Source organism: Pseudomonas sp. BB438, assembly GCF_057180225.1.
The window spans coordinates 4,191,578-4,209,901 of sequence record NZ_CM170001.1 but is presented as its reverse complement, the minus strand read 5'-3'; the positions used below and the strand labels follow the sequence as shown (position 1 = coordinate 4,209,901).

17 protein-coding genes are annotated in these 18,324 nt (G+C 65.1%); 9 read left to right on the top strand and 8 right to left on the bottom strand.

All coding sequences use genetic code 11. From position 1 onward, the window contains the following. The first annotated feature begins 15 nt into the window (after positions 1-15). Positions 16-1,113 carry a WD40/YVTN/BNR-like repeat-containing protein gene (locus AC1ZV1_RS19195; protein ID WP_484293145.1) on the top strand — a complete coding sequence of 366 codons (1,098 nt, stop codon included), beginning with the start codon at positions 16-18 and terminating at the stop codon, positions 1,111-1,113. On the opposite strand, the gene AC1ZV1_RS19190 is transcribed toward AC1ZV1_RS19195, so the two are convergent. Together AC1ZV1_RS19190 and AC1ZV1_RS19185 are read right to left on the bottom strand one after the other, a co-directional pair. After that, positions 1,092-1,235 carry a hypothetical protein gene (locus AC1ZV1_RS19190; protein ID WP_156160346.1) on the bottom strand — a complete coding sequence of 48 codons (144 nt, stop codon included), beginning with the start codon at positions 1,233-1,235 and terminating at the stop codon, positions 1,092-1,094. The genes AC1ZV1_RS19195 and AC1ZV1_RS19190 overlap by 22 nt on opposite strands. 22 nt (positions 1,236-1,257) lie before the next feature. Continuing rightward, entirely contained in the window at positions 1,258-2,838 is a 1,581-nt protein-coding gene (locus tag AC1ZV1_RS19185) for a RimK family protein (protein WP_484293144.1), read from the bottom strand. A gap of 93 nt (positions 2,839-2,931) precedes the next feature. Between AC1ZV1_RS19185 and AC1ZV1_RS19180 the strand changes: the two genes are divergently transcribed. From AC1ZV1_RS19180 to AC1ZV1_RS19160, 5 genes are all read left to right on the top strand, one after another. After that, complete coding sequence (locus AC1ZV1_RS19180; protein WP_484293143.1) at positions 2,932-3,381, top strand: GNAT family N-acetyltransferase; 450 nt, start codon at positions 2,932-2,934, stop codon at positions 3,379-3,381. A 76-nt stretch (positions 3,382-3,457) separates the two neighbouring features. Beyond that, positions 3,458-3,787, top strand: a complete 330-nt coding sequence (locus AC1ZV1_RS19175; protein ID WP_484293142.1) for an ArsR/SmtB family transcription factor — start codon at positions 3,458-3,460, stop codon at positions 3,785-3,787. After that, the gene (locus AC1ZV1_RS19170) at positions 3,784-4,218 is read left to right on the top strand and encodes a YeeE/YedE family protein (RefSeq protein WP_484293141.1); all 435 of its coding nucleotides are present in this window, start codon (positions 3,784-3,786) and stop codon (positions 4,216-4,218) included. Before AC1ZV1_RS19175 ends, AC1ZV1_RS19170 begins: the two co-directional genes overlap by 4 nt. Next, positions 4,215-4,649 carry a DUF6691 family protein gene (locus AC1ZV1_RS19165; RefSeq protein WP_484293140.1) on the top strand — a complete coding sequence of 145 codons (435 nt, stop codon included), beginning with the start codon at positions 4,215-4,217 and terminating at the stop codon, positions 4,647-4,649. The genes AC1ZV1_RS19170 and AC1ZV1_RS19165 overlap by 4 nt, the downstream gene beginning before the upstream one ends. Continuing rightward, entirely contained in the window at positions 4,646-5,509 is an 864-nt protein-coding gene (locus AC1ZV1_RS19160; RefSeq protein ID WP_484293139.1) for an MBL fold metallo-hydrolase, read from the top strand. The genes AC1ZV1_RS19165 and AC1ZV1_RS19160 overlap by 4 nt, the downstream gene beginning before the upstream one ends. 88 nt (positions 5,510-5,597) lie before the next feature. Here the strand turns inward: AC1ZV1_RS19160 and aceF are convergent, their stop codons facing one another. Continuing rightward, entirely contained in the window at positions 5,598-7,529 is a 1,932-nt protein-coding gene (gene aceF / locus AC1ZV1_RS19155; RefSeq protein ID WP_484293138.1) for a dihydrolipoyllysine-residue acetyltransferase, read from the bottom strand. A 206-nt stretch (positions 7,530-7,735) separates the two neighbouring features. Continuing rightward, positions 7,736-10,384 (bottom strand): pyruvate dehydrogenase (acetyl-transferring), homodimeric type, encoded by a 2,649-nt coding sequence (gene aceE / locus AC1ZV1_RS19150; protein ID WP_484293137.1) that lies wholly within the window; start codon positions 10,382-10,384, stop codon positions 7,736-7,738. Positions 10,385-10,801: 417 nt separating this feature from the next. Here aceE and AC1ZV1_RS19145 point away from each other — a divergent pair, with 417 nt between their 5' ends. Both AC1ZV1_RS19145 and AC1ZV1_RS19140 read left to right on the top strand, forming a co-directional pair. Further along, positions 10,802-13,381, top strand: coding sequence for an autotransporter family protein (locus AC1ZV1_RS19145; protein ID WP_484293136.1), 2,580 nt, complete (start codon positions 10,802-10,804; stop codon positions 13,379-13,381). Further along, on the top strand, positions 13,381-14,241 hold the full coding sequence (locus AC1ZV1_RS19140) for an alpha/beta hydrolase (protein WP_484293135.1): 861 nt from the start codon (positions 13,381-13,383) through the stop codon (positions 14,239-14,241). Before AC1ZV1_RS19145 ends, AC1ZV1_RS19140 begins: the two co-directional genes overlap by 1 nt. A gap of 2 nt (positions 14,242-14,243) precedes the next feature. Here the strand turns inward: AC1ZV1_RS19140 and AC1ZV1_RS19135 are convergent, their stop codons facing one another. Further along, on the bottom strand, positions 14,244-15,215 hold the full coding sequence (locus tag AC1ZV1_RS19135; RefSeq protein WP_484293134.1) for a diguanylate cyclase: 972 nt from the start codon (positions 15,213-15,215) through the stop codon (positions 14,244-14,246). 281 nt (positions 15,216-15,496) lie between these two features. Here AC1ZV1_RS19135 and pmrG point away from each other — a divergent pair, with 281 nt between their 5' ends. Further along, entirely contained in the window at positions 15,497-16,156 is a 660-nt protein-coding gene (gene pmrG, locus AC1ZV1_RS19130) for a lipopolysaccharide core heptose(II)-phosphate phosphatase PmrG (RefSeq protein WP_484293133.1), read from the top strand. Here pmrG and AC1ZV1_RS19125 read toward each other — a convergent pair. From AC1ZV1_RS19125 to AC1ZV1_RS19115, 3 genes are all read right to left on the bottom strand, one after another. Then, positions 16,143-16,730, bottom strand: a complete 588-nt coding sequence (locus tag AC1ZV1_RS19125) for a COG3904 family protein (protein WP_484293132.1) — start codon at positions 16,728-16,730, stop codon at positions 16,143-16,145. The two genes, pmrG and AC1ZV1_RS19125, sit on opposite strands and share 14 nt — an antisense overlap. Positions 16,731-16,800: 70 nt before the next feature. Then, positions 16,801-17,175 (bottom strand): NUDIX hydrolase, encoded by a 375-nt coding sequence (locus AC1ZV1_RS19120; RefSeq protein WP_484293131.1) that lies wholly within the window; start codon positions 17,173-17,175, stop codon positions 16,801-16,803. Between the two features lie 239 nt (positions 17,176-17,414). Next, the gene (locus AC1ZV1_RS19115) at positions 17,415-18,320 is read right to left on the bottom strand and encodes a LysR family transcriptional regulator (RefSeq protein ID WP_484293130.1); all 906 of its coding nucleotides are present in this window, start codon (positions 18,318-18,320) and stop codon (positions 17,415-17,417) included. Positions 18,321-18,324: the final 4 nt, after the last annotated feature.

Sequence of the window (18,324 nt, the reverse complement as noted above, 5' to 3'; positions counted from 1 at the left end):
TTTCAGGAGGGCAGGATGGACGATCGATTGCTGGTGGCGACCCGCAAGGGGCTGTTCACCTTCCAGCGTGGTGTGGATGGCTGGCAGGAAACCCGCCGAGACTTCATCGGCGAACCGCTCAGTACGGTGCTCGCGGACCCGCGCGACGAAACCCTCTACGCCGCCCTCAATCTCGGCCACTTTGGCTGCAAGCTTTGGCGTCAGCGCGCGGGGGAGGACTGGCAGGAAATCGCCGTGCCGATGTATCCGCCGCAGCCCGACCCGTTGCCGGCATCCAGCGAGGGCGAAGGCGCGCCCTGGGTCCTGCAACAGATCTGGTGCCTGGAGACCGGCGGCGCCGCCGAGCGCGGTGTGCTCTGGGCCGGGACCATTCCCGGCGGCCTGTTCCGCAGCGACGATGGCGGTGACAGCTGGGCGTTGAACCGCCCCTTGTGGGACCGCCCCGAACGTTCGCGCTGGATGGGCGGTGGCTACGACTGGCCGGGTATCCACTCGGTCAGCGTCGACCCGCGCGATAGCCAGCACCTGACCGTCGCGGTGTCCTGCGGCGGCGTCTGGCAGAGTGACGATGGCGGCGCCAGCTGGCGTGTCACCACCCGCGGCATGTACGCCGACTACATGCCGCCGGAGTTGCGCGAGGAGGGCGCCATCCAGGACCCGCACCGCCTGGTGCATTGTCCTGCGCAGCCGCAGCGGCTGTGGGTGCAGCACCACAACGGCATCTTCAGCTCTTCCGACGGCGGCGAACACTGGAGCGACGTGCAGGTCGAGCCGTCCAGCTTTGGCTTCGCGGTCGCCGTCCACCCGACCCAGCCGGACACGGCCTGGTTCGTTCCCGCCGTGAAGGACGTCTGCCGGATTCCGGTGGACGCCCGCTTCGTCGTTACCCGCACCCGCGACGGCGGTTCCAGTTTCGAGGTGCTCGACAGCGGCTTGCCGCAGGGCGCGGCCTTCGACCTGGTGTATCGCCACGGCCTGGCGGTGGATGACGATGGCGTGTGCCTGGCCATGGGCTCCACCACCGGCGGATTGTGGCTGTCGGAGAACAGCGGCGATCACTGGCAGTGCCTGTCGGCCAACTTGCCGCCGATCTACTGCGTGCGTTTCGGCTGAGCCTTGCGCCTGGCCTGCTCACGCACCTCGCGCGGCTTCATGCGATGGTCGAAATAGTTGATCGCGGTGCCGAATACGACGATGGCGATCAGGATGGTCAGGCCGATGTGCGTGGCTTCCATGGGAATCTCCTTGAGGGCTGGATCAGAGCGCCTGGCCGCGCCGCTTGAGTTCCAGGCGGCGGATGAATTCCTCCAGCACCTGGCGGTAGAGGTCGTCCTTGAGGCAGGCGTCCTCGATGCCGGCGTCGAGGTTGGGGTTGTCGTTCACCTCGATCACCACCACCTCGCCACCGACCTGCTTGAGGTCCACGCCATAGAGGCCGTCGCCGATCAGGCTGGCGGTCTTCAGCGCCAGCTCCACCACGGCGGGCGGCGCGCTTTCCACGGGCAGGGTGCGGCACTCGCCAATCACCTCGCCGCCGGCCTTGTGCTCGACGATCTGCCAGTGCCCGCGGGACATGAAGTACTGGCAGGCGAACACCGGCTTGCGGTTGAGGATGCCGATGCGCCAGTCGTACTCGGTGTAGAGATACTCCTGGGCGAGCAGCAGCACCGAGTGCTCGAACAGTTCGGCGCTGACGCTGCGCAGTTGCTGGGCGTCCTCGACCTTGTAGACGCCACGGGAGAAGCAGCCGTCGGGGATCTTCAGCACCAGTGGGAAGCCCAGCCGCGCGCCGACGCGCTCCAGTTCCTGGGGGTTGTCCTTGTAGAGGATTTCCGTGTCCGGCATGCCCAGGCCCCGGCTTCGCAGCAGGTCGGTCAGGTAGACCTTGTTGGTGCAGCGCAGGATCGAGGCCGGATCGTCCATCACGATCAGCCCCTCGCGCTCGGCCTTCTTGGCGAAGCGGTAGGTATGGTCGTCGACGCGGGTGGTCTCGCGGATCAGCAGCGCGTCGTACTCCGCCAGGCGCGCGTAGTCCTTCTTCCCGATCAGTTCGACGTCGACGCCCAGTTGCCGGCCGACGCGAACGAAGTTATCCAGCGCCGCGGCGTTGGACGGCGGCAGGGTCTCGGCCGGGTTGTGCAGGATGGCCAGGTCATAGCGCGCCAGGCGCCGCGAATTGGGCTGGCGCCAGACGCGCCGGCTGAAGCGGTCGAGGGCATCGGCGAAGTGGTCTTCCTGGTTTTCCCGCAGCTTGTGCAGGGCACCGGGGCGCACGCCGGCGATATGCCAGGCATCGGTGCGGCGGAAGTCCACCAGCAGGATGGGGCAGGGGAAGGCCTCGAACAGCTGGCGGGCAATGGGCTGCAAGGGCTCGAGGTCGGTGCGGCCGAAATACAGACGGAGGGTGAAGCCGTCGGTACTGGCGCAGGGATGCTGGTCGAGGGCTTTCTCCAGGGTCTTTTCCAGGCCGTCCAGGGCCAGCCCGTAGAGGGATTTCTTCGCCAGTTCGCTGATGGTGCGCACCGACGGAATGACCTTGTGCCCGCGTGCTTCGGCAAGCAGCGAACAATAATAACCGTGGCCAAGATACTTGTAGTTGCGACACAGGTTTATCACCTGGAAGCCTTTTCCCTGATCGAACTGTCGGGAATCTTCCAGATATTCCCGTGCGCTAAGCATATCTTCGCTGGGAATATACGACGCCCAGTCTTCCTTGCGCTCGACGATGATCAGGACCTGGCTGGAACGGGCTGAAGGCGGCTCCGTTGAGGCGTCTGAGACGATCTTGAGAGAACTTGCATTCAACTTTTCATGGAAGTTAGTGTGTAGCGAAGACATTGTTCACGGACCTGTCTGAAAGTTGCCGTGTGTCTATTAAGCAGTAACTTTCTGAAATGTCCCGGTTCATTACGAAAGTTTTACGGAGAACCCATGTCGCTGTTATATCGCCTTGCCACGCGTGCCGATTTACCGGCTCTCCTGGCGTTGGAGCAAGCCACGTTCGACGAGGACCGCCTGAGCGCACGCAGCTTCCGTCACCTGATTGCAGCGCCGAGCGCCGAACTGATCGTGGCAGAGGCAGGTGGTGAGCTGCTTGGCTACGCCTTGCTGCTGTTCCGCCGGGGCGCCACGACGGCGCGCTTGTACTCGCTGGCGATCTCGCTCCGGGCCCGTGGCCGGGGGCTGGGCAGTGGCCTGCTGGAGCAGGCGGAGCGTGGCGCCACCGGCCATGGCTGCAGGGCGCTGCGGCTTGAGGTGCGTGTCGATAACGGCATCGCCATCGGTCTCTATGAGCGGCGCGGTTATCGTCGGTTCGGCCAGATTGCCGGTTTCTACGAAGACGGCGCCGACGCCTGGCGCTACGAGAAGCCGCTGATCTGAGGAGCGGGCGAGGGGCTGGTCAGGAGGCGAAAAACAATCTATAAAAATATAGATTGTTTATTTGTAGATCATTGCCATGACCGCCACCCCGCGCGATTCCGCCGATGCACTGCGTCTGCACCAGTCCGCAGAATCCGCTTGCCAGTTGCTCAAGGCGCTGGCCAATTCCGATCGCCTCATGCTGCTCTGCCAACTGGCGCAGGGCGAGTTGAATGTCGGTGAGCTGGAAGCCCGTACCGGCATCGCCCAGCCGACCCTGTCCCAGCAACTGGCGGTGCTGCGCCGCGAGGAACTGGTGGAGACCCGCCGCGAGGGCAAACAGGTCTACTACCGCATTGCCAGCCAGCAGGCGCTGGCGGTGATCGAGACGCTGTACCGGCTGTTCTGCGCGGAGCAACCGGCATGATCGACTGGACACACTTCACGCCCTGGAGCGGCCTGGCCGGCGGCGCGCTGATCGGCCTGTCGGCCGGGCTCTATGCCGTACTCGATGGCCGCGTCGCCGGCATCAGCGGACTGCTCGGCGGGCTGTTCAAGAGCGCTGGCTGGCGCGGCGAAGGGCTGTTCTTCCTGCTTGGAATACTGGCAGCGCCGCTGTTGTGGGCGGCGCTGCGTCCACTACCGGAGATCCACGTCGAGGCCGGCTGGATGACCCTGGTGGTGGCAGGACTGCTGGTCGGTCTCGGCAGCCGTTTCGGCTCCGGCTGCACCAGCGGGCATGGTGTCTGCGGGCTGTCGCGATTGTCCGGTCGATCGCTGGTGGCGACGCTGTGCTTCATGGGTGCCGGCTTCGTCACCGTGTTCATTCTGCGTCACTGGCTGGGGAGTGGAGCATGAGCCGGATCGTTGCGTTGCTGGCTGGCCTGCTGTTCGGCTTCGGCCTGCTGCTGGCGGGCATGGCCAACCCGGCCAAGGTGCTGGGTTTCCTTGACCTGGCCGGGCACTGGGACCCGTCGCTGGCGCTGGTGATGGTGGCTGCCATCGCTGTTGGGCTACCGTTCTTCACGTGGGCGCGACGGCATGATCGTTCGCTGCTGGGTGGCCTGATGCAGTTGCCGCAGCGCCGCGACCTGGATGGCCGCTTGGTCGTCGGCAGCCTGCTGTTCGGCGTTGGCTGGGGTATTGCCGGCATCTGCCCGGGCCCGGCGTTGGTGACCTTCGCCGCCGGCTACTGGCAGGGCGCGCTGTTCTGCCTCGCCATGCTGGTGGGGATGGCACTCCACGCCGCCTGCGAATGGCAACGCAAGACCCAGAGGAGACCCGCATGAGCGCCACCATCCAGCACTTCTTCGATCCGGCCACGTCCACCTACAGCTACGTGGTGGCGGATCACAGCACCGGGTGCTGCGCCATCATCGATCCGGTGCTGGACTACGATGCCGCCTCCGGTCGTGTGAGCAACGCCAGTGCCCGGCGCATCCTCGAGTACGTGCGCGAGCAGGCGCTGACGGTGCAATGGTTGCTGGAGACCCATCTGCATGCCGACCACCTGTCTGCGGCCGCCTGGCTCAAGGCCGAGCTGGGCGGGCAACTGGCCATCGGTTCGAGCATCACCCTGGTGCAGCGCACCTTTGCCGGCCTGCTCAACCTGGGCGACGCGTTTCCCTGTGACGGCAGCCAGTTCGACCATCTGTTCGAGGATGGCGAGTGCTTCCGCATTGGCGAGCTTCAGGCCCAGGCACTGCACACGCCCGGCCACACGCCGGCCTGCATGACCTACCTGATCGGCGAGGCGGCATTCGTTGGCGACACGCTGTTCATGCCCGACTACGGCACCGCCCGCTGCGACTTCCCCGGCGGCGATGCGCGGCAGTTGTACCGCTCGATCCAGCGACTGTTCGCGCTGCCGGGCGAGACTCGACTGTTCCTGTGCCACGACTACCTGACGCCGGGGCGTGACGAGCACCAGTACGAGACCAGCGTGGCGCGCCAGCGCGAGGCCAATGTGCATGTGCACGATGGGATCGGGGAGGACGCGTTCGTTGCCATGCGCAACGAGCGTGATGCGACGCTGCAGGCGCCGGCGCTGATCTGGCCGTCGATCCAGGTGAACATGCGCGGTGGCGTGCTGCCGGAAGCGGAAGCCAACGGCATGCGTTACCTGAAGATTCCGCTGGACCGGATGTAACAGGCTTCCGGACGAGCGCGCTCCTGGAGCGGGGCGGACGTGCTTCGCACAGGAGCGAGCTGGCTCGCGAGCTGCGCCGAGAAGGGCGCTAGAGCAGCAGGCTGCGAATGTCTCCCAGCACCTCGCCCAGCCTACGGGTGAACCGCGCCGCCGCCGCACCGTTGATCACGCGGTGGTCGTAGGACAGCGATAGCGGCAGCATCAGCCGTGGCTGGAAGGTCTTGCCGTCCCACACCGGCTGGATGGCCGCCTTGCTCACGCCGAGGATCGCCACTTCCGGCGCGTTGACGATCGGCGTGAAGCCGGTGCCGCCGATGTGCCCGAGGCTGGAGATGGTGAAGCAGGCGCCCTGCATGGCGTCGGCGGAGAGCTTCTTGGTGCGCGCCTTCTCCGCCAGTTCGGCGGCCTCCAGCGCCAGCTGCAGCAGTCCTTTCCTGTCGACGTCGCGGATTACCGGCACCAGCAGGCCGTCCGGCGTGTCCACGGCGAAGCCGATGTGCACGTACTGCTTGCGGATCAGCGCCTTGCCACTGGGAGCCAGCGAGCTGTTGAAGTCCGGCAGCTCGCGCAGCAGGTGGGCGCAGGCCTTGAGCAGGATCGGCAGAATGGTCAGCTTGGTGCCGGCCTTCTCCGCCGCTGCCTTCTGTGCGAGGCGGAAGGCTTCCGCCTCGGTGATGTCGGCGGACTCGAACTGGGTCACGTGGGGTACATTCAGCCAGCTTCGGTGCAGGTTGGCGGCGCCGACCTGCATCAGCCGGGTCATTGCCACTTCCTCGGTTTCGCCAAACCTGCTGAAGTCGATTTCCGGGATCGGCGGGATGCCTGCGCCGCCGCTTGCGCCTGTCGGCGCGCCGGATTTGCTTCGTTGCAGTTGCTCCTTCACGAACGCCTGTACGTCTTCCTTGAGAATGCGGCCCTTGGGCCCGGTCCCGGTCACGTGCGCCAGGTCGACACCGAACTCGCGGGCGATCATGCGCACGGCAGGACCGGCATGGACCCTGGTGCCGTCGCGACTGGGCGCGCCCACCGGGGCGACGTCCGGTGCCTTCGGTGATTCGGCATTTGCGGCGGGTGCAGCCGCTGGTGTTTGTGCGGAGGCAGCCGGTACTGGCGCTCCGCCGGCGACCTCCAGGTCGAGAATCTCGTCACCCTCCCTGAGGGTGTCGCCGATCTTCACCTTGATGGCTTTCACCACACCGGCCTTCGGTGCAGGAATCTCCATGCTGGCCTTGTCGGACTCCAGCGTCAGCAGGCTCTGGTCGGCTTCGAGGATGTCGCCCACCTTGACCATCAGCTCGATGACATTGCCCTGGCCATTGCCGATGTCCGGCACGCGGATGGTCTCTACGCCACCGCTGGCAGCGGGAGCGGGAGCCGATTTCTCTTCCCTTGCCGGAGCCGACGCAGAGGCGGGTGCCGCCGCGGCTGGAATGTTGGCCGGCGTCGCGCCGCCCTCGGTCTCCAGTTCGAGGATGTCGTCACCCTCCTTGAGCGTGTCGCCGATCTTCACCTTGATGGCTTTCACCACACCGGCCTTCGGTGCAGGAATCTCCATGCTGGCCTTGTCGGATTCCAGTGTCAGCAGGCTCTGGTCGGCGTCGATGCGGTCACCGACCTTGACCATCAGCTCGATGATCTCGCCCTGGCCATTGCCGATGTCAGGCACCTTGATGGTTTCCGTGCCGCCGCCGCTCCTACCAGGTGCAACGTCTGGAGCGGCGGCCTTCTTCGGTTCCTCGGCGGCCGGCGCGGCCGGTTCGGCCGACTTGGCTTCGGCGGCGCCGTCACCGTCGGCTTCCAGTTCTAGGATGTCGTCACCTTCCTTGAGCGTGTCGCCGATCTTCACCTTGATGGCCTTCACCACGCCGGCTTTCGGCGCGGGAATTTCCATGCTGGCCTTGTCGGATTCCAGTGTCAGCAGGCTCTGGCCGGCTTCGACGCGGTCGCCAACCTTGACCAGCAATTCGATGACTTCGCCCTGGCCATTGCCGATGTCGGGTACGCGAATGGTCTCGCTCACTGTGCCTCTCCTCAGAACCTATTCAATGTCTGCCTGCGCTTGCTCATACGGCGTTGAAAGCAGGCTCAAAATGCGCATTTACCGCTCGTGAACTGGGCTTTTTCGCCTTCGCCTGACTCGCTACGCTCGCCCTTCGGGCCAGCCTTCGGCGGTTACTCCCGCTGGTCGTTTGCCTGAGCTGCGCTCGGCAAGACCTTGAACAGGTTCTAGCAGTCCAGCGGGTTGGGTTTTTCCGGGTCGAGACCGAACCTGGCGATGGCTTCCGCCACCACCTTCGGCTCGATGTCGCCACGATCGGCCAGGGCCTCCAGCGCAGCGAGCACCACCCAATGGCGGTCCACCTCGAAGAAGTGGCGCAGCTTGGCGCGAGTGTCGCTGCGGCCGAAACCGTCGGTGCCCAGCACCTTGTATTCCTTGTTCGGGACCCACTGGCGAATCTGTTCGGCGTAGACCTTCATGTAGTCGGTGGACGCCACCACCGGCCCGCGCCGTCCGCCCAGGCACTGCTCGACGTAGCTGGGCCTGGGTTTCTGCCCCGGGTGCAGGCGATTCCAGCGTTCCACCGCGAGTCCGTCGCGGCGCAGTTCGTTGAAGCTGGGCACGGACCAGACATCCGCACCAATGCCGAAGTCCTCGCGCAGCAGTTTCGCCGCCGCTTCCACCTCGCGCAGGATGGTGCCCGAACCCAGCAACTGGACGTGGTGCGCGGCGCCGCGCTTGTCCTCGTCGAGCAGGTACATGCCCTTGATGATGCCTTCCTCGACACCCTTGGGCAGGGGCGGGTGAGGGTAGTTCTCGTTCATCACGGTGATGTAATAGAAGACGTCCTGCTGCTCCTGCATCATCTGCCGCACGCCTTCCTGGATGATCACCGCCAGCTCGTAGGCGTAGGTCGGATCGTAGGTGCGGCAATTGGGGATGACCGAGGCGAGCACATGGCTGTGGCCGTCCTCGTGCTGCAACCCTTCGCCGTTGAGCGTGGTGCGTCCTGCGGTGCCGCCGAGCATGAAGCCGCGGGTCAGGCTGTCGCCGGCGGCCCACGCCAGGTCGCCGATGCGCTGGAAGCCGAACATGGAATAGAAGATGTAGAACGGCAGCATCGGCTGGCGATAGTTGCTGTAGGCGGTGCCGGCGGCGATGAAGGACGACATGGCGCCGGCCTCGGTGATGCCTTCCTCGAGGATCTGGCCCTTCTTGTCCTCGCGATAGAACATCAGCTGTTCCTTGTCGACCGGCTCGTAGAGCTGGCCCACCGAGGAGTAGATGCCAAGCTGGCGGAACATGCCTTCCATGCCGAAGGTGCGGGCCTCGTCGGGGATGATCGGCACGATGCGCGGGCCCAGCTCCTTGTCCTTGACCAACTGCGAGATGATCCGCACGAAGGCCATGGTGGTGGAAATCTCGCGGTCCCCCGAGCCGTCCAGCAGGGCCTTGAGCGTCTCCAGCGGAGGTGCCGGAATGCGCTGGCTGTTGCCGTGGCGATGGGGCATGAATCCGCCCAGGGACGCGCGGCGCTCCTTCAGGTAGCGCGCCTCGGCGCTGCCTTCGTCGGGGCGGTAGAAGGGCAGCTTGGGCAGGTCGGCGTCCTTGATCGGGATGTCGAAACGGTCGCGGAACGCGCGCAGGCTGTCCACATCGATCTCGTGGATATTGTGGGCGATGTTCTTCGCCTCGCCGGTGCCGGTGCCGTAGCCCTTGATAGTCTTGGCCAGCACCACGCTGGGCTGGCCGGTGTGGTTCACCGCCGCGTGGTAGGCGGCGTAGACCTTGTACGGATCGTGGCCGCCGCGGTTGAGCTTCCAGATTTCCTCGTCGGAGAGGTCCTTGACCATCTCCAGCAACTCGGGCCGTGCGCCGAAGAAGTGTTCGCGGACGAAGGCACCGTCCTTGGCCTTGTAGTTCTGGTAGTCGCCGTCCACCGCCTCGTCCATCCGCGCCTGCATGAGGCCGGCGTCGTCCTTGGCGAACAGTGGATCCCAGAAGCGTCCCCAGATGACCTTGATCACGTTCCAGTTGGCGCCGCGGAACACGCCTTCCAGCTCCTGGATGATCTTGCCGTTGCCGCGCACTGGGCCGTCCAGGCGCTGCAGGTTGCAGTTCACCACGAAGATCAGGTTGTCGAGCTTCTCGCGCCCGGCCAGGGAGATCGCGCCGAGGGATTCCGGCTCGTCGGTCTCGCCGTCGCCCAGGAAGCACCAGACCTTCTGCTTGCCGGCGGGAATGAAACCACGGCTTTCCAGGTACTTCATGAAGCGCGCCTGGTAGATCGCCTGGATCGGCCCGAGCCCCATCGATACGGTCGGGAACTGCCAGAACTGTGGCATCAGCCGCGGGTGCGGGTAGGAGGAGAGGCCCTTGCCGTCGACTTCCTGGCGGAAGTTTTCCAGTTGCTCGTCGCTGAGCAGGCCTTCGATGTAGGCGCGGGCGTAGAAGCCCGGCGAGGCGTGGCCCTGGAAGTAGATCAGGTCGCCGGCGTGTTCCTCGGTAGGGCCGTTGAAGAAGTAGTTGAAGCCAATGTCGTAGAGGGTCGCCGAGGAGGCGAAGGTGGAAATGTGTCCGCCCAGCGACGGGTCCTTGTGGTTGGCGCGCATCACCATGGCCAGGGCGTTCCAGCGCACCAGCGAGCGGATGCGCCGCTCCATGAACAGGTCGCCCGGCATGCGGGCCTCGTGGCCTACCGGAATGGTGTTGCGGTAGGGCGTGGTGATGGCGTAGGGCAGTTGCGTGCCGGTTCGGCTGGCCAGCTCGCCGAGGCGAGTCATCAGGTAGTGGGCGCGATCTTCGCCTTCTTTCTCCAGTACGGATTCCAGCGCGTCCAGCCATTCCTGGGTTTCGACGGGGTCGATGTCGTGCATGGTCAGAGATCCTGGTTACGGGGTCGGCTCTACGCAATGCCGGCTCCGGGCCAGGTCTACCACCAGCTTGGCGGGAGTGGCAGTGGCCCTCGTGAGGCCGCCGCGCTGCCGCCGGCACGCGCGTGTGGCTATAGAGCTTAGACAGCTCTGGCGCAGGTGCCCGGCTTAATGCCCCGCGGCAATCGGTCGCCTAGGTGGCAGAAGCTCCAGAATATCGGCGATGCCGCCCGACCTTGGTCGTATAGCCGGCATTTTGGCGTCAACAAGTGCTGGCCATAGGCCGGCACGTGCTCTATCTTCCTCCCCCGCTTCTGCTGTGTGGCAATGGGCCACTCTGCAATGCAACTGCATTTCGCGGCAAACCGGTCACGCATGGAAGCGTTGGAACCCCAAAAAGGTCATTGAAGGATCAAACCCGTGTCGCTCCCGATGTATCGCAAGACCCTGCTGGCCCTCGCCATCTCCGCCACCGCCTTGCCGGTTGCAGCCCTGCCGGTCGGCAACTCCGCCACCAGCCTGACGCTCACCAACGGCGGCCTTCACACCGAGTACGAACGCTACACCGCGCCCAGCGTCGAGCTGAATGGCAGCTTTACCAGCGGTGACAGCGCCCGCACCGCGTTCGAGTCCTATAGCGATTACTACGCGGGCGACCTGGTACTCAATGCCGCTATCAACGCCAATGGCGATGACGCTGGCGGCATCGACTTCACCATGGCCGGGGAGGACGGCGGCAGCGTCTTCGGTCCGTCTACCGAGATTGAAGGCAACCTGGTCAACAAGGGCAACATCAGCGTGCGCGGCAAGGGTGTCTCCGGTCTGCTCGCCGATGCCCTGAGCGTCCACGGCAACCTGGTCAACGAAGGCACCATCAGCGTCAAGGGCGATACGGTATTCGAAGGTTCGACCCGCGCCATCGAGTTCTCCGAACAGTCCAAGCTGGGCGGTGATTTCATCAACGCCGCCAGCGGCCAGATTCTCGCCGAAGGCTTCATGGCCACTGGCATCGAGCTGGCCGGCGGCAGCATCGGCGGCAAGCTGATCAACAACGGCCTGATTCAGGTGGTCGGTGAGAACGCCACGGGCATCTCGGCCTCGGACTATCGGTCCGACCGGGTCGATCTGGGCGGTATCGTCAACAACGGCCGCATCGTTGCCCGTGGTGACGACGCCTCGGCCATGGAACTGTTCGATGCAAACTACATCGGTGAAGGTCCGCAGATCGTCAACAATGGCGTGATCGAGGCGGACGATGCCGGCGTCCTCGTCGTCGACTACCACCTCGATGGCGCCAAGAACAGCGGCTTGTGGATCGAGAACACTGGCAGCATCATTGCCGGCGATGAAGCCATTGACGCTTCCCAGGCCACTCGTGGTGTCTACCTGTCCTGGAAAGGCGGCAACATCACCGGCAACCTGATCGATCTGAGCAACATCGAGGTCTATGGCACTGCGCTCTTCAACGGCACCGACGCCAGCGAAGACGGTGCCAACATCCGCATGAAGGATGACGGCTGGGTCGACGTCGGCAGCGACTACTCCAACCGTCCGGCGCACCTGGAGCTGGGGCAGCCGCACACCAGCCTGCAGGGCAATATCGACGTGGCCGGCAACTCCTCGCTGGATCTCAACCTGAGTGGCGCCACTGACCCCGCCAAGGCCGTGCTCACCGTCAGCGGCACCGCCGAATTCGCCCGGGGTTCGCAGATCCGCCTGGCCGCCAAGGGCGAGGACTTCCGCGCCGAAGGCAGCCGCTACACCCTGGTTGAGGCTAGCTCCCTGGACGACCGCGGTGTCAGCGTCACCAGCCGGTCCAGCCTGCTGAACGTCGACAGCTACAGCGTCGACGGCAAGCAGGTCGTCGCCACGGTCACCGCCAAAAAGGGCGAGGCAGTGGGCGAGGTGGTGCAGCAGATCGGCGGTTCGCGAAATGCCCAGCGCGCCAGCGGCGCATTCAGCAACGTGATCGCCGGCCTGGCAGGCAGTAACCCGAATGACCGTGTATTCCAGGCCTACGTGGCCGCCTCGGAAAATCCCGAAGCGCTGCGCAAGCTGGCTGAGCAGCTGAGCCCCGAGGTCAACCGTGGCGCCACCCAGGCTGCCACCACCGGCCAGAATCTCATCAGCAACGTCACCAGCAACCGCACCAGTTCGCTGCGCGGCGCCTCGTCGGGCGATGTGCTGAAGGACACCGGCGTCTGGGTGCAGACCCTGTACAGCGAAGCCAACCAGGACCTGCGCGATGGCGTCGAAGGCTACAACGCCTACAGCCGCGGCATTTCCATCGGTGCCGACGGCAAGCTCAACGACCAGTTCACCCTGGGCGTGGCCTACAGCAACCTGCGCTCGGACGTGAACAGCGAGGGTGGCAATACCACCGAGGTCGAGAGCAACGCCTTCACCGTCTACGGCAGCTTCGAGCAGGACAACTACTTCGTCGACGCCAGCCTGACCTACGGCTTCAACGACAACGAAAGCAAGCGCCACATCGTCGGCACCACCGCCAAGGGCGACTACGACAGCGACCTGCTCGGTGTGAACCTGGTCGGTGGCTACACCTACCACCTCAGCCCGCAGTTCCTGGTCGAACCGCGCCTGGCCGCGCGTTATAGCCTGGTAGACATCGACGGCTACCGCGAGAAGGGTTCCTCGGCGGCGCTCAAGGTCGACTCGCAGCGCTACGAAGTGGCTGAACTGGGCGCCGGCGTGCGCATGGCCGGCAGCTTCAACCTGGGCCAGGGCACGCTCGAGCCGGAAGCACGTCTGATGGCGTTCCACGACTTTGCCGCCGACGAAGCCAGCAGCACCTCCACCTACGTACTGGGCAACACGCCTTTCGTCACCTCCGGTGCGAAGGCCGTGCGCAACAGCTACGAAGCGGGCGTGGGGGCGGACTACAAGCTCGGCGCGGTGACCCTGGGTGTCAGCTATGACTACGTCGGCAAGACCGACTTCGACGCCGACACCTTCACCGCCAAAGTGCGTTACGACTTCTGATGAAGTCCGGAATGTTCGGCCTGCGTCTGCGGGCCGGCGTTCTGCGCTGGGGGATGGCGCTGCCGGGTGGCGCCATCCTCGCCGGTTGCCAGACGCCTCTGGACACCCTCCAGCAACTGGCCCACGAGCAGAACCGGCGACTGGAGCGCCTGCAGGCCGGTGATTTTCCCCTGGCCGTGCTGGAACCGCTGCAACGCCTGCCCGGTGAGCGTCTGCGCATCTATCTCGAAGGCGATGGCCATGCCTGGGCCACTGCCTGGCAGCCCAGTCTCGATCCCAGCCCAGGCAACCTGCTGGTTGCCCGGCTCGCCGCAGACGACCCGCAGCCCAGCGTCTACCTGGCGCGACCCTGCCAGTTTTACCGCGGGGCACTCTGCACGCCGGCGCTTTGGACCGACCAGCGCTATTCGCCGCAGGTGCTCGCGAGCCTGGACCAGGCGCTGGACCAGTTGAAAGAGCGCCACGGCAATCAGGATTTCGAGCTCATCGGTTATTCAGGCGGTGCCGCACTGGCGTTGTTGCTGGCGGCCACTCGGGACGATGTCAGCCAGGTGCAGACACTGGCCGGCAACCTCAGCCCACGCCTGTGGGCCCAACTCAAGCAGTACACGCCGCTGAGTGGTTCGCTGGAGCCGCTCGATTACCGTCAGCGCCTGGCGCGACTGCCGCAAAGGCATCTGGTGGGCCTGGACGACACTGTCGTGCCCACCGAGCTGTCGCGGCGCTATTACCAGGCACTGGGCAAGGCGCCTTGCCTGAGCGTGATCGATTTTCCCGGGGTCAGCCACGACCGCGGCTGGGAGGGTGCCTGGCGGCAGTGGCGCGGGTGGCCGCTGCGTTGCGAGCCGCCGCGCCGCTGAACTCAGCGCACTGAATCGTGCCGCAGGTCATCACCGCGGTTCCACTGTGCTGTCACCAGTCGATCGCGGCCGGCCTGCTTGGCCTGGTAGAGCAGGCGGTCGACCGCCGCGACGAAGTCCAGCGGGCGGTCGCTGGCGGAGGGTACGGCGGTGCCGACGCCCAGGCTGATGGTCAGCAGATCGGAGACGGCGGACTTCGCGTGGGCGATGTGCTGTTCGCGCAGTACGCTGCGGCAACGCTCGGCGATCTGCCGGGCGGCTTCGCTGTCGGTTTCCGGTAGCACCAGCACGAACTCTTCGCCGCCAAAGCGCGCGATGAAGTCGCGCGGACGGAGCAGGGCGCCCGCCAGCGCCTTGCCGACAGTGCGCAGGCAGTCGTCGCCCTGGATGTGCCCGTAGTGGTCGTTGAACTGCTTGAAGTAGTCGATATCCAGCAGCACCAGCGAGAGTGGCTGGCCGCTGCGCTGGGCGCTGCCCCATTCGGTGTCCAGCACCGAGTCGAACATGCGCCGGTTGGCGACACCGGTCAGGCCGTCCTTGTACGAGTATTCCTCCAGCTGGCGCTGCAGCATGATCAGCTGCTCTTCGGCGCGCTTGCGCTCGCTGATGTCGAACATGAAGCCGACCAGCGAATCCACTTCGCCGCTGTCGTCGCGCACGACGTGCACCACGTCGCGGATCCACACGTAGTCACCGGACGAGGTGAGTGCCCGGTAATCCGCCTCGTGGTCGGTACCCTCGCGGGACTGCGATACGCAGAAGTTCACCACCCGCTCGCGGTCCTCCGGGTGCATGCGCTCCGCCCAATCGTTGGCGCTGATCCAGCTCTCCTGGCTCCAGCCCAGCAGTTCTTCGATCTGCGGGCCGATGTAGGCAAAGGTCATGGATCGCCAGTCGATCTTCCAGGGAATGGCGCGGGTCGATTCGAGGAGGGTCTGGTAGATGGGGTTTTCCGGGGAGGCGTCGTACGGCATGGCGGCGGCACTCTGATGGCACTGTGCCTTGTTCTACCACGAAAGCCATGACGCCACGTGGGCCGAACGCGCCCGCCGGGCGCCTGAGGGCGACAGGTCGACCAACGGTCATTTCCCGGGGATACGGATTCTTCAGTAATTCATAACGGGATCTTCACGATTCCGGCGATAGGGTTTGATCGCCCGCCATCTGACAACCCCGCAGTGCGATGGAAACCCCAGGGATGGGTCGGGCCTCCCGTGCTTGTTGGCGGGAGACGGATAGCGGATCACTTCCCTGCATGACGGCCAAACCTATGCCCATCCCGAAACTGTTCAGATCTCTGCCGCGCGGTTGGCTGTCGCTGCTGGCGATCGTTCCGGTCATCGCCTTGCTCAGTGGTTTCCTGCCCCTGGACTTCTCGCGACCGACCCCGCTGGTGGGCGATGCCCAGCGCCAGGCGGAGCTGCGCGAGCACTGGCAGCAGGGTGACCTGATCGTCCTGGTGCGCCACGCCGAACGTTGTGACCGTTCCAGTGCGCCCTGCCTGGACAAGGCCAGCGGTATTACCGTGCGCGGCGGCGAGAGCGCCCACGCGATCGGCCAGGACTTCGCCGCCCTTGGACTGGCCAACGCCGACATTCTCAGCAGCGAACAACTGCGCGCCGTGCAGACCGCCACCTCGATGTTCGGCCAGGCGCCGCAGGAGCAGGAATGGCTGTACAACTGCGAGGGTTCGATGCTGAGCCAGGCGTTGCAGCACAAGATCGCGCACCGCAACCTGATCCTGGTGACCCACAGCGAATGCATCGAGGATCTGGAGCATTCGGTGAGCGTCAAGGACCCGGCAACCCCGGACTATGCCTCGACACTCTTCGTGCTCACTGCCGCGGACCAGTCACCGCGCCTGCTCGGCTACCTCGACGCGGACCAGTGGCCGCTGAACCTCAGCGGGCGCTGATCTGGCTGGGCGTTGCGCCCAGTCCGTAGCGCTGCAGCTCCTGCGGCGTCAGCACGCGCATGCGCTGCGGGTCGATGCCCTGCATGGCGTCGGCCAGCTCCAGCGGAATGTCCATGTCGCGGAAATAGGTTCGGGCGTTGTAGCTGCCCACTGCCTGGGACGAATCGCCCGCGGGGTAGTAGGGGCGGTGCAGGCCCACGTAACCGCGCACCGTGCGGTGCTTGCCGGCGGCCAGCAGGTAGACGCAGGAGCCCTGGCAGACGCTGTTGGTCGGTACCAGGGTCTCGAAGCCTGATTCGCGCAGCAGGCGACCCATCTTGATCGACTCCGCAGCGCTGCCACCGATGCTGTCCAGCAGCGCCACCTTGCGCGCAAACTTGCCGGGGTTGGCCATCAGCCCGCGGAACAGGCGCTCATAATCGCCCGGAGCGATGTCCTCGCTGATTCGTACCGCCAGTACCTGGCCGACCTTGGAATGCTGCACCGGCTTCACCTCGACCTGGGCGAAAGCCAGGCCGGAACCCATCGCAGTGGCAAAAAGCGCAGTGGTGCAGAGCAGGGCAGCGCGAAGCATGGGCGAGCGAATCCTGGGGCGTTGTAGGAAGGCGCTGAAGATACCTTGATCCGCGCCGTCCGTCAGCCGGTCAGCCGGCCTTCAGGCAGGTACGCAGCAGGCGACGTGCCGATTTGTTGACCCGTCGACGCTCCAGCTCTTCGGGGGCGAACCAGCGGCAATCGGCGATTTCGTTCAGCGGAGTGGGTTGCAGCGTCGGATCGACCGGCGTCTCGAACACGTAGTGCAGCGTCTGGTACAGCTCCAGCGGCGCCACGTAGTTCATCTGCTCGATGGCCAGCCCGGTTTCCTCTATCAGCTCGCGCGTGGCGGCCTGGCCGGGGCGTTCGTCGTCCTCGATGCGGCCACCGGGAAGGTTCCACTTCGACTTGGGCTTGCGCACGAAGAGGATCTTGTCGTCGAGGCGGCAGATGACCGTTGCACGCTCTTTCAAATTCTTAGCCATTCCGGCTGCTCCTCGATCCTCTTCCAACAATTTTCAGGGTAGACATTAATCAGAGATTCCCAACCAGATGAACTGGTTACGGCGGTTATGTCGACAAATGGTAAGGATTGGTCGCTGGAAAGGTATGTCAGACCTTTCTGAAGAAAAGCTCGTCGAATTCTCGACTCGCATTTGCTTCAGGGTGGACCGGTGTCTGGGATTGAAGTGCGAACTTTCTCTCCTGTGAGAAGGACGCCTACTCAGGACATGTCGCTCTTCTCGAATTCTTCTCCCAGAAAGTCCAGCAAGGTCCGTACCGACGGCAGCAGCCCGCGTCGCGACGGAAACACCGCATGGACCACGCCAGTGCGCGGCGCCCAGTCCGGCAGCAGGTTCACCAACTGGCCGGTGTTCAGGTCGTCGCACACCACGACAGCGGGCAGGTGCGCCGCGCCTGCGCCTGCCAGTGCGGCCTGACGCAGGGCGACCAGATCGTCGGTGACCATCCGCGGCTGATAGCGCACCTGCGCGCTGGCGCCCTCCGGGCCGTCCAGTAGCCAGTGGTACTCGCGCTGCACCACGCCCCAATGCAGCGTTGGCAGGGCGGCCACATCGGTGGGTGTCGGTCGCGCGGGCAGGCGCTCGCGCAGCGCCGGGGCACCCACCACGCGCTGCCGGCTTTCGCCCAGCACCTTCATCACCAGGTCGCTGCTTTCCAGGGGCGGGAAGCGCACCCGCAGGGCGATATCGATCCCTTCCTGAATCAGGTCGACCTGGCGATTGGTGCTCTGCACATGCAGCTCCACCAGCGGGTACTGCACCATGAAGCGCGCCAGCATCGGGCCGACCCAGAAATTCAGCAGCGCCGTGGGGCAGCTCAGGTTCACCACCCCGCGCGGTTCGGAGCGGTGCTGTTCGATGGCTTCGGTGGCTGCCGCCGCTTCCACCAGCATCGCCACGCAGTGCCGGTAGAACACCTGGCCGATCTCGGTCACCGAGAAATGCCGCGTCGAACGCTGGATCAGCCGCACGCCCAGACGCTCCTCCAGCGCGGCGATACGCCGGCTGAGCTTCGACTTGGGCTCGTCCAGAGCGCGGCCGGCCGGGGTGAAACCGCCGTGTTCCACCACCTGGGCGAAGTAATAGAGGTCGTTGAGATCGTCCATTCCG

What these genes read in the sequence shown, in the direction of transcription:
- AC1ZV1_RS19170 (WP_484293141.1), top strand. Translation starts at nt 3,784, where the DNA reads ATGATCGACTGGACACACTTCACGCCCTGGAGCGGCCTGGCCGGCGGC.
- AC1ZV1_RS19115 (WP_484293130.1), bottom strand. Translation starts at nt 18,320, where the DNA reads ATGGACGATCTCAACGACCTCTATTACTTCGCCCAGGTGGTGGAACAC.
- AC1ZV1_RS19175 (WP_484293142.1), top strand. Translation starts at nt 3,458, where the DNA reads ATGACCGCCACCCCGCGCGATTCCGCCGATGCACTGCGTCTGCACCAG.
- AC1ZV1_RS19180 (WP_484293143.1), top strand. Translation starts at nt 2,932, where the DNA reads ATGTCGCTGTTATATCGCCTTGCCACGCGTGCCGATTTACCGGCTCTC.
- AC1ZV1_RS19120 (WP_484293131.1), bottom strand. Translation starts at nt 17,175, where the DNA reads ATGGCTAAGAATTTGAAAGAGCGTGCAACGGTCATCTGCCGCCTCGAC.
- AC1ZV1_RS19160 (WP_484293139.1), top strand. Translation starts at nt 4,646, where the DNA reads ATGAGCGCCACCATCCAGCACTTCTTCGATCCGGCCACGTCCACCTAC.
- AC1ZV1_RS19195 (WP_484293145.1), top strand. Translation starts at nt 16, where the DNA reads ATGGACGATCGATTGCTGGTGGCGACCCGCAAGGGGCTGTTCACCTTC.
- AC1ZV1_RS19135 (WP_484293134.1), bottom strand. Translation starts at nt 15,215, where the DNA reads ATGCCGTACGACGCCTCCCCGGAAAACCCCATCTACCAGACCCTCCTC.
- AC1ZV1_RS19165 (WP_484293140.1), top strand. Translation starts at nt 4,215, where the DNA reads ATGAGCCGGATCGTTGCGTTGCTGGCTGGCCTGCTGTTCGGCTTCGGC.
- pmrG (WP_484293133.1), top strand. Translation starts at nt 15,497, where the DNA reads ATGACGGCCAAACCTATGCCCATCCCGAAACTGTTCAGATCTCTGCCG.
- AC1ZV1_RS19190 (WP_156160346.1), bottom strand. Translation starts at nt 1,235, where the DNA reads ATGGAAGCCACGCACATCGGCCTGACCATCCTGATCGCCATCGTCGTA.
- AC1ZV1_RS19140 (WP_484293135.1), top strand. Translation starts at nt 13,381, where the DNA reads ATGAAGTCCGGAATGTTCGGCCTGCGTCTGCGGGCCGGCGTTCTGCGC.
- AC1ZV1_RS19125 (WP_484293132.1), bottom strand. Translation starts at nt 16,730, where the DNA reads ATGCTTCGCGCTGCCCTGCTCTGCACCACTGCGCTTTTTGCCACTGCG.
- aceE (WP_484293137.1), bottom strand. Translation starts at nt 10,384, where the DNA reads ATGCACGACATCGACCCCGTCGAAACCCAGGAATGGCTGGACGCGCTG.
- AC1ZV1_RS19185 (WP_484293144.1), bottom strand. Translation starts at nt 2,838, where the DNA reads ATGTCTTCGCTACACACTAACTTCCATGAAAAGTTGAATGCAAGTTCT.